We start from the raw sequence: 10673 nt of genomic DNA, 5'->3' as shown, positions 1-10673 counted from the left end.
GTAGGCATAGGAGAAACTCCTAACACCGAACTCACGTTGTGTTATTTCTGATTAGCACAACCTTCTAAGACTTTATTACCCAAAATAAAAACAGCAGAATATAGATAATTTATATCTGACATACCATCACTACAGCTACTCACTTTTTTCAGAATTAATATATTGTTTTCCCTACCTCTAAGCCTGTAAACTCTAACTACATCTGTTGGCCTTCCTTCAGCTTTTAATGGCTTTGTATAGGGGAAAATTTGCTGTTTCGTTTCTGGAGAAGCATAAATAATTCCGCGTTTACTAACAGTCACACTCCAAAATGGTTCTGTACCTCTAGCAATAAATTCTTCAGTTTTAGACGATTGAGCAATACTCGGATCATATACTAAGAAATTAGCACCAATTCCCAATATAGTAATGGCAGAAGTTAAGAATTTCATGATTAGTAATTTACATCCTAAAAACTAGATTTTTCCAAAAATAAAATAGAATTTCTATATTATAGCTGCAAAAATCAAAGATATTTATTCCATCCTTCCAGTTAATTTAGTACAACCCCGATAGGAAGAAAAATTTCAAAGCGTGTTTCCCCTGGTTGGGAGTGAAGTTGGATTTTACCATGATGTCTATCAACTATAAGATTATGAACAATATCTAAACCTAAACCACTACCTTGACCAACTCCTTTTGTCGTAAAAAATGGTTCAAAAATGCGGGCTTGAATTTCTGGAGGAATACCAGATCCATTATCAGCAATTTCTACTATTAAATAGTCTTGATCTTGGAAAGTACGTATGCAAATTTTACCTTTTCCTTCTAGAGCATCAATAGCATTATCAATTAAATTTGTCCACACTTGATTAAGTTCACTACCATAGGTGCTGATAAATGGTAAATTTTGTCCATATTCTCGTTTTATATCAATACCACCTTTTAACTTATGACGGAGCATGGTAAGAGTATTTTCAATTCCTTCATGGACATCAACTTGCTGAATATCAACTTGAATTTGATTGATGTGAGCATAGGATTTAACAGATTTTACTAGTTCAGAAATACGAGCGCTACTTTGTTCAATTTCCTTAATTAGTGTTGCAGTTGTTAAATTAGCTGCTAACCAATGAATGACATCATTAATAGCATTTTCAGGTATTTTTAAGATAATAAGTTCTAGTTTGTGGCTATCCAACCCAGCATCTACTAAAACTGAAGTAATTTCCCAACTTTTACTTACTTTATGTGCTTCTAACCAGTCGGTAATTTCATCTTCAATATCGCTCTGCTTAAGCAAATCAAGTTTAGTTGAAACCATACCAGCTTGAACCTGATGTTGGAAGTCAGATAAAAAATCTAATTGTGCATTAGTAAATGAATATTGATTCAGTCGTAAAGCTAAAGTTTGTGCTTCCTGAAAACGAGTTTGTAATTCTTCTGCTACTCTTGCTGCTGCTGCTGCTGGATTTTTCAACTCATGAGCAATTCCTGCTGATAATTTACCCAGAGATGCCAGTTTTTCCTGCTGTTGTAGTTGTTTTTCAACTGTTTTTGTTCGTGCGGCTAAAGTCGAGATGACAATATCAGCTAAAGGTGGAAAAGTAGCAATAATTTGTTTAAAAGTTTTGAGTTCTAGCTTGAGTATCCGACTAGCTACAGTTGCATATCCACTAACAACCGAATTAGCCGCTGTGAGAATAGAAAGTTCACCAATAAACTCGCCCCGTTGATGTTTAGCAAGTATCTTTTCTTGACCACCTAATTGCTTTGTAACCTGAATTTCTCCCTCTAAAACAACGTGAAAGTCATAACTGCGATCGCCTTCTTTAAATAAATACTCACCTCCATTCAAATCTATCTCAATTCCATATTCTTTCAGATGCTGTAAAACTTCATCTGACAACCGGGGGAAAAGAGTAGCAGAATTGTTGGATTCTTGCAGCATGAAAACTCCTCATTAAAGAAAGCGGAACATTTCTACATCGTGATGATGATTTCCTAAAACTTTCTGTAGAGACGTTGTAATTGAAAAAGGAGTCAGAATCAAGACGCTCGTTCCTCGCTAACGCTACGCTATCAGTCGGAGATTTAGACCTGCAACTGATTGTTCACCCTTGGCATTCCCGAAGGGTAGACCACCAAATCGTAGATTTGGTGGGGGTCTTAAAACCCGGTCATTCATCAACCATTTGCACAGCATTCATTCTGTTAGCGGTGGCGGTTAGCCCATTCTGACTCCTGACTCCTGACTCCTGAATTCTGTTCGATAAAGTCTCTACAGGTTTTCACTGCATCGCTGATGCTTGTAAAGCTTAGTAAACTAGGTTGCCGCTACCACGTAGTTGTCGTAAAGAATTGACACAAAATGGACAGTCGCATTTAAAGATCCTAATTGCAGCATCACTTTCTTCCTCTGTAAAATCCAGTTCTGCAATGTTGCTATCAGATGGCTGCATCGAGAGTACCATTGATTTAGGTGCAGGAGGAGCCTTTGGATCTCTCTCAGTATCTCGGATACACACAAAATCTTTCATCCCGTGGGGATTAGTGATACAGGTACGACCATCATTAGTGTGTATTAATTGCTGATTAAGATTAACACCAGCATGGGCAGGATTGATTATCCCCAGTGTAGACATTAAGGATGTAAATATTGAGGAACTAGCAAACAAATTAAGTATAAGCTTTTTGTTCATAAATTTCCTAAAAGAAGATAGCTGAAAGTCTAGGTTATGCGATTTACGATCAAAGATCCAGTGAATTTTATAACTAATTTAATGTGTCAGTAGCAAATTAAGAATGAGGAGACAAGAAGTAGAAAGCAGAAGCAAGATAAGTATTACCTGCTTGTATCTGTTATATCACTCATCACATGATTTAATCTCAACGGGTAGACGAATTTGAAAGCAGGTGTTACCGGAACAGGAGGTAAATTTGATATCACCTTGATGTTTGCCAACTACAGTCCGATAAACTATATCCAAACCTAATCCTTTACCTTGTCCAACACTCTTGGTAGTGAAAAAAGGTTCAAAAATGCGGGATTGAATCTCTGGTGATATACCGTGTCCAGTATCTACAATTTCTATTAAAATTTGTTCATTTTCGCATTTAGTCCGGATGTAAATTTGACCTTCACAACCAATAGCATCTAAGGCATTATCAATCAGATTTGTCCATACTTGATTTAACTCACTAGCGTAGGCGCTAATTCTGGGTAAATTACCGTATTCTCTAGTTATGACTACGCCATCTTTGAATTTGTGGTGCATCATTTTCAAAGTACTTTCTATGCCTTCATGAACATTGACCTCTTGCAGAGGGGCGCTATCCATGTAGGAATAATCCTGAAGTGCCTTCACAAGCTCTGATACACGGGCTGAACCTGTTTCTAGTTCAGAAAGCAATCCTAGTCCTGTTAACGTGGCTTCTAGCCAGGCTAAGATGGCTCCTAAAAACTCAGATGGTACTTGCTGGGTAATTTTGTCGATGTCTTCACAGTTGAGTCCGATCGCAACTAAGGTAGGAGCTAATTTCCAACTATCCTTAACTCCATGATTTTCTAGCCAGTCGATTAATTCATCTTCGCGATCGCACTGAGACAAGGGAGATAATTGGGAAAACTTTTGCTGTCGCTCAATTACATCTTTTTGCAAAACAGCTAAATATTTGACTTGTTCCTGATTCAGTTGCTGCTGACTCAGTTGGAGAACCAGAGATGGTAAATCCTGAAATAGCTGTTGCAGTTCCCCAATACCACGTTTGACCGCAGCCATGGGATTATTCATCTCATGAGAAAGTCCAGCGGCCATCGTTCCTAAAGCAGCTAATTTTTCCCGCTGCTGGGACATAGATTGTAATTCCTGTAACCGCTGTGCTGTTGTTTGCAAAATAGACGTAGTCACAGCCGGCATTGTAGCCAGCATTTGCCAAAATATATCTTTGTTTAATTCCAGAATATGGCAAGGCTGCACAGCTTTACCAGTACCGGGTAATCGGGTTTCTCCCGTTAACATTAGCAACTCACCAAACAAGGTTTTTGAGCCATAGTTGACCAAAATAATCTTTTGATTACCTACTTGTTGAGTAATTTGCACCTCACCATCAATCAAGATAAAGACTTGATCCGCAGGATCTCCCGCAGCACGATGGATATCACCAGGTTCCAGCCAAACTTCTTTTCCTTGTTCGCACAACCACTGCAACTGTTCATCAGTTAAGTCTGCAAACAGTTTCACTTCGCGTAAAGCTTCTATTTCCAGCATTGCAATTAAACATCCAAATAGGGAATGGGTTATTGGTCATTGGGCATTGGGCATTGGGCATTGGTCAAGATGTATCTTTCTTATATACTAAACACGGTTAGGTCTTGGACTTTTCTAAACCTGGGAAAACCCTAGATGTGTAGGGGTAATTCATGAATTACCCCTACCTATAGAATCAAATGATTAAGCCGTTTTGAGTATAACTCCGAACTCCGAACTCCGTTCGCGTAGCGTCTCCGTTCGGCGAAGCCGTGCCGTAGGCATAGGAGAAACTCCGAACTCTTACAAAACCTTAGCTAGATACTGATGGATAAAGCTCACACAAATAGAACCTTCACCGACTCCTGAAGCAACGCGTTTCACAGAACCATGATGCACATCACCGACAGCAAAAATACCGGGTATGCTGGTTTCTAGGAGGTAAGGATCTCTATCTGCGTACCATCCCTTGGGACGTTTCCCATCTTTAAACAAATCTGGGCCAGTGAGGATAAAACCGCGCTCATCTCGCTCTACAATTCCTTCTAACCAGTCGGTATGAGGAACTGCACCGATAAAAATAAATAGTGAGTTTGCCGGGACTGTTTCCTGTTCATCGGTGACATTGTTGAGGATAGTCAAAGCTTCTAAACTATCTTCTCCTTTCGCTTCAATGACGCTGGAATTGAGTTGAACGATGATATTTTCTGTAGCGCCAATTTGGTCAACGAGATACTGTGACATTCCCTTACCGAGATTGTCTGCACGAACTAACATATGCACTTGTTTGGCAAATTTACTAAAGTGCATGGCTGCTTGTCCGGCGGAGTTGGCTCCCCCAATAATGTAGACTTGTTCGTTACTACATTCCATTGCTTCAGTCATAGCTGCGCCATAATAGACACCGCGACCTGTGAGTTTTTCAATTCCGGGTACGTTTAAACGTCGCCAAGATACTCCCATTGCCAACATTAGGGCATGACAAGCAATTTCTGAGCCGTCTTTCAGGATGGCGTAACGATAGGAGTCGTTGATGCGAATACCAATAACTTCTTGGGGTGTGAGAATTTCTACACCAAAGCGTTTGGCTTGGGTAACTCCTCTTCTGGCTAAATCTGCACCGCTCAGACCGACAGGAAAGCCAAGATAGTTCTCAATTCTAGAGCTTGTCCCGGCTTGTCCTCCGGGGGCTTCTCGTTCGATCATGACTGTTCTTAACCCTTCGGATGCGCCATAGACTGCGGCAGCTAAACCAGCAGGGCCACCACCAATAATGGCTAGGTCATAAAATGGTTGTTTGGCTTGGGTTTGCAGTCCTACTTTTTCGGCGATTTGAATATTACTAGGTTTGACTAAACGTTCTCCGTTTCCCAGGATGACGAGGGGGAGGCTGAGTTTGTTTTCACCACTGTAGTTGAGTAAATCTTGTGCTTCTTGGTCGCGTTCAATGTCTAACCATTGATAGGGAACATGATTGCGGGCGAGGAAATCTTTGATGTTATGGGAGTCAGGAGACCAACGATTACCAACAACGCGAATGCCTTCAAAGGGTGGATGGTAGGAGGCTAACCAGTCATCGAGTAAGTCGTTGAGTATGGGATATAAACGCTCTTCTGGTGGGTCCCAAGGTTTGGTGAGGTAGTAGTTGATATTGGTTTTATTGATGGCTGCGATCGCAGCGTCGGTATCAGCGTAGGCTGTGAGTAATGCTCTTTTGGCTTCGGGAAAGATGGTGATTGCCTCTTGGAGAAATTCGATCCCGGTCATTTGTGGCATTCGCTGATCTGCCAGAAATAAGGCTACTGTTTCATTGCGTAATTTTAATTCTTTAATGGCTTCTAGTGCCTGTGCGCCTGAGTCTGCACGCAAGATGCGGAAGCGATCGCCATATTCTCGCCGTAGATCACGAGCGATCGCTTGTAACACCTGTGGGTCATCATCCACCGTCAGAATCATCGGTTTATTCATAATTTTTTTCTTTGTTTTTTCCAATTCTGATTATTTTGCAAAATAGATAGCCATCCAAAAAAGGCTTTTACTCCTGATTCCTGACTCCTGGATTCTGCTATATTACTTCAGATCACATACCTAAATTATTACTATCTTGTTGATTTATGACCAAGCGCAAAACTGATAAAAACAAAATTATTAGAAATAACACCAAACCAATTGTACAAGCATAGCTAATTTCTAAATTACTAAATGCTTGCTCATACAAATAGTAAACAATTGTTTTGGAGCTATTGAGAGGGCCTCCTCCAGTCATTATGTAAACTTCTTCAAATACTTTAGTAGCTGAAATCGCAGAAATTACCGCTACCAAAGCTAAATAAGGCTGCATTAAAGGAATGGTTATATCCCAATGTTTACGAATACTATCCGAACCATCAATTGCTGCCGCTTCATAGATATCAACAGGAATAGATTGCAATCCAGCCAAATAAATTACCATATAGTAACCTAAACCCTTCCATATAGTCACAGCCATGACACTGGCCAGAGAAATCGGTACAATTCCTAATATTTTTACTGGGCTAGTTAGCCAAGGAATTCCTTCAGGAAATATACCTAAAGTTTTGATAAATTGATTTAGTAATCCGTTTTCAGCATATAACCATTTCCAAGCTATCCCCGCAACTACCATTGAGATTACCACAGGGGTGTAATATGCAGTTCTAAACCAATTCATTCCCCGCAGTTTTTGATTGACTAAAATCGCCAAAATTAAGGGAGCAATTACCAAGATTGGCACAACACCAACAAGATAGAGAAAGGTATTTTCTAAGGTTTTCCAAAAAACAACATCTTTCCACAAACGGAGAAAGTTGTCAAAACCTACCAATTTAGGTGCTTCCCCAATATCTTGATAACTAGTAAAGCTGAGGTAAAAGGCTTGCAGGGCTGGCCAAAAAACAGTTAAGCTTAAGATAACTAAAGCAGGTAATAAAAATAAATAAGGCGTTAGTTTCTGTTGAATAAAAATCCAATTTTTAGACATGAATTGATTTATCATAGTTACGCTTAAACTTTTAACAATGTATATTCAACATCATATAAAAATATATATTACCAGGCCTTACGCAAGATGTGATCGAAAACCTGATTCTCCCGTAGCGGTAATTCATGAATTACCGCTACTTCCGTCGTGTTGTACGTAAGTCCTAATTACATTAAATGCAGTTGATTTAGTTATCATCAAGACTTACGGACAAGCAATGAAACAACTAACACAGAACACATAGGAAAAACGAAGAAATGAGAGGCAAGAGAGTTTTTTGTGTAATAGACATCTGGTAAAAAAAGATCGTAGAGGCATTCCATATAACGTCTCTACAAGGGTTTCAAGTCACGCGCATTTAATTTTTGGAGATGTCTATTGAATTATCCGTCTTTATCTGTGTTTATCTGCGGTCAATTATTCTTGATAAGTACCTGAAAAAATTGGTAAGTATTAATACAGGGAATGTGGATATCAATCAGTTGAATGCTGCTATTAGTTCCTACAACCAGATTTTTCGTGAAAGTAATTTTGAGACTCTTAAGAAACTTGTGCAAGATGAAAATTTTCAAGAAGCTGGTCGGGTACTGAGAGAATCTTCAATAGGCTGGACTTAGTATATACCTCATACAATAAGTTATTAAAAATTACCATGTCTTTCTCAAAAAGCATGGTAATTTTCTTATTACACTTCCTTTCACCTTATAGTTTGGATAAAACCTCTAGCATTAAAAACAATTTTCATATTGGTATGAATAGCTGCTAATGCATTAACTGAGATAAAAATAAAAGTCAGTGCAAAGTTTAGATAAAGTAGAGACTGTATTATGAACTATTTCTAATGTAACGTGCATAATAAAGCATCAGTAGTAAGCAATGATCTTATTAGCAACTTGATATCAAGTTTTTCGCCATTTATAAAGGAATATAAAAGTAATCTAAGGAAAACTTTTTTAAAAATGCCAAGCTTTTTGAATAAATGTCTTACCAGATTCAAAGTGAATTCGGTTACAGTCTCAAAAATTTAACCTCAATTTTGTTAGTGAAAACAGCAGCATTAGAGTACAGAGCTAATTTACTGGTAGTTGATGATCATCCAGACAACTTGCGTACATTATCTGTAATCCTTAGCAAGGAGGGGTACAAAGTTAGAAAAGCAATCAGTGGAGAAGTTGCCTTAGATACAGTTAAAGTTGACGCACCAGATCTGATTCTGTTGGATATCAAGATGCCAAACCTTGATGGCTATACCGTCTGCTCAATGCTGAAAAAAAACCATGAAACTCGTCATATTCCCATCATTTTCTTAAGCGCCTTGAATACTGCTGCTGATAAAGTGAAAGGGTTTGAAATGGGAGGTGTTGACTACATTACCAAACCTTTTCAAGCAGAAGAAGTATTAATTAGAGTTCATCATCAACTCACTATTGTTAGACAAGGACAAGAACTTTATCAACATAATCAGGTTTTAGTCAAAGAAATTCAGGAGCGCAGGCAAATTGAAGCCAAACTTAAATTGTTACTAACAACAATTAATTTAGTCAGTCAAGCCCCCGATTTACATCATGCTCTAGAGGATGTTTTGCGTGAAGTTTGTCGAATGATTGATTGGGACTATGGTGAGGCTTGGATTACAAATTTGGATGGTACATTATTGCAACTCAGTCAAGCTCACTACAATTGTTCTGATCAAGCTTTAAGACAGTTTCATCAAGCAAGTTTAAATTACTCTTTTACCTATGGAGTAAAACTTATAGGCCGAGTTTGGGCAACGCAGCAACTGGAATGGATTGAAGATATTTTACAAGTGGGGGAAGATATATTTTTAAGGATTGAACTAGTACAGGGGTCAGGATTAAAAACTGCATTTGCTGTACCCATTGCCATAGAAGGAAAGGTACTGGTGGTAATGTGTTTTTTCAAGCGATCGCACGTAGACTATAATTCAGAACTTGTAGAATTAGTAAATGCCGTTGCTCTAGAATTGGGTGGATTTATTGCCCGCAAAAAGGCTGAGGAAGCTCTTAAACAGGCAAATAAAGAATTACTCCGGTTAGCAAATTTAGATGGATTAACACAAATTGCCAATCGTAGATGTTTTGATGAGTCACTCAGTCATGAGTGGCTACGACTAAAAAGAGAAAGATTACCCTTGGCTCTGCTCCTGGGCGATATAGATTATTTTAAGTATTATAACGATTACTATGGACACCAGGCAGGCGATGAATGTCTGCGGCAAGTAGCACAGGCAATGGTACAAAGCTGCAATCGCCCTGCTGATTTAGTCGCTCGCTATGGTGGAGAAGAGTTTGTAATCTTACTACCTAATACTGATTTAGAAGGAGCAATTTATATCACCAAAAAGATCCAACAAGAAATAGCCAGGATAGCCATCCCTCACCAATGTTCTTTAGCAAGTCAGCTAGTAACATTGAGTATTGGTATTGCCAGTATGATGCCTACAGATGAGACTGCACAAGAAGATATGATTGCCGCAGCAGACCAAGCACTTTACAGGGCAAAAGCGCAAGGACGCAATACTTACTGTGTATATTATGGAGGTTAATTAGGATGTGCGGAAAAAGTTATCTGTGTTCGCGCAGCGTGACGTAAGTCATGGGCTAGGAGTCAGAATTCAGGAGTCAGGAGTCAGGAGGAAGAATTAGAAGAAGAGAAGAATCGTCTTGAATCTGTTCAAGTGTGCTTTCTTCTTGTCTGCCTCTTGGTATTAGATATTTGCCATTAACAAGAGTAATTACCAATATATGTTAGCAAATATCACTTAATCATTCCTAATAACTTAATATGGATATTCTCAACTGTTTATGAACAAGTTTGTTCTATTTTATCTACATTACTCAATAAATTTATCAGGATTTACGAAAAACAGAACGAAAGTAGGGGTAATTCATGAATTACCCCTACACAAGAATAAGGCTTTCAATCATATCTTGCGTAAGTCCTATTTATTTATCAATAAGGCACAGTACAGATATTTTATTGACATATAAAAACCAGACTTAATTGTTAAGAACTAATAAGTTAATTATTAACATTAACTTATTGGACTATCATTCCAATAGAAACTAGTGCGCCACTGAAACTGTTAGAAAAACTCGTATTTTTTCTGGCAGCAAAATATTAGTGGTACTGAAGACAGAATCGCCAAAAAATTCTTAATATTTCAGATAATGGAATTTTAATAAAATTGGCTAATCTTTCTGTCTTCTAAACTTTAGTTGATAAAACGTACACAACTGATGGAATCTCAGCGCCAGATTTTAATCCGCTTTCACTGGCGCTTTTTCATAGTTATGTGTCTTAGAGGGTGTTTGAAAAGTCTCCTTCCATGTCATGCTGAGGAACGTAGCATCTCAGTATGTGGGCTAAACTCCAGATTCTTCGTTGCGTAAGACTCCACATGGCTAACGCCACGCTATGCCTAC

Annotated in this window: 8 protein-coding genes; 2 read left to right on the top strand and 6 right to left on the bottom strand. The window is 38.6% G+C overall.

What is annotated here, in order from left to right; all coding sequences use genetic code 11:
* Positions 1–41: 41 nt before the first annotated feature.
* The 6 genes from AC012T_RS22860 to AC012T_RS22835 form a co-directional block, all read right to left on the bottom strand.
* Positions 42–431 (bottom strand): COG3650 family protein, encoded by a 390-nt coding sequence (locus tag AC012T_RS22860; RefSeq protein ID WP_487061046.1) that lies wholly within the window; start codon positions 429–431, stop codon positions 42–44.
* Between the two features lie 101 nt (positions 432–532).
* A complete protein-coding gene (locus AC012T_RS22855) occupies positions 533–1930 on the bottom strand; it encodes an ATP-binding protein (protein ID WP_487061044.1) in 1398 nt (465 codons plus the stop codon).
* A gap of 367 nt (positions 1931–2297) precedes the next feature.
* Complete coding sequence (locus AC012T_RS22850) at positions 2298–2681, bottom strand: hypothetical protein (protein WP_487061042.1); 384 nt, start codon at positions 2679–2681, stop codon at positions 2298–2300.
* Positions 2682–2846: 165 nt separating this feature from the next.
* Positions 2847–4250 carry an ATP-binding protein gene (locus AC012T_RS22845; protein WP_487061040.1) on the bottom strand — a complete coding sequence of 468 codons (1404 nt, stop codon included), beginning with the start codon at positions 4248–4250 and terminating at the stop codon, positions 2847–2849.
* 282 nt (positions 4251–4532) lie between these two features.
* Positions 4533–6197 carry an FAD-dependent oxidoreductase gene (locus tag AC012T_RS22840; RefSeq protein ID WP_487061038.1) on the bottom strand — a complete coding sequence of 555 codons (1665 nt, stop codon included), beginning with the start codon at positions 6195–6197 and terminating at the stop codon, positions 4533–4535.
* Positions 6198–6309: 112 nt separating this feature from the next.
* Entirely contained in the window at positions 6310–7242 is a 933-nt protein-coding gene (locus AC012T_RS22835) for a carbohydrate ABC transporter permease (RefSeq protein ID WP_487061037.1), read from the bottom strand.
* 356 nt (positions 7243–7598) lie between these two features.
* On the opposite strand from AC012T_RS22835, the gene AC012T_RS22830 reads away from it, so the two are divergent.
* Positions 7599–7844: a hypothetical protein gene (locus AC012T_RS22830; protein WP_487061035.1), complete on the top strand. Its 246-nt coding sequence runs from the start codon at positions 7599–7601 to the stop codon at positions 7842–7844.
* Between the two features lie 362 nt (positions 7845–8206).
* Positions 8207–9793, top strand: coding sequence for a diguanylate cyclase domain-containing protein (locus AC012T_RS22825; RefSeq protein WP_487061033.1), 1587 nt, complete (start codon positions 8207–8209; stop codon positions 9791–9793).
* The last annotated feature ends 880 nt before the right edge of the window (positions 9794–10673 follow it).

Source organism: Anabaena sp. EIM26, from assembly GCF_057568715.1.
This window is presented reverse-complemented; position numbering and strand designations above follow the sequence as displayed.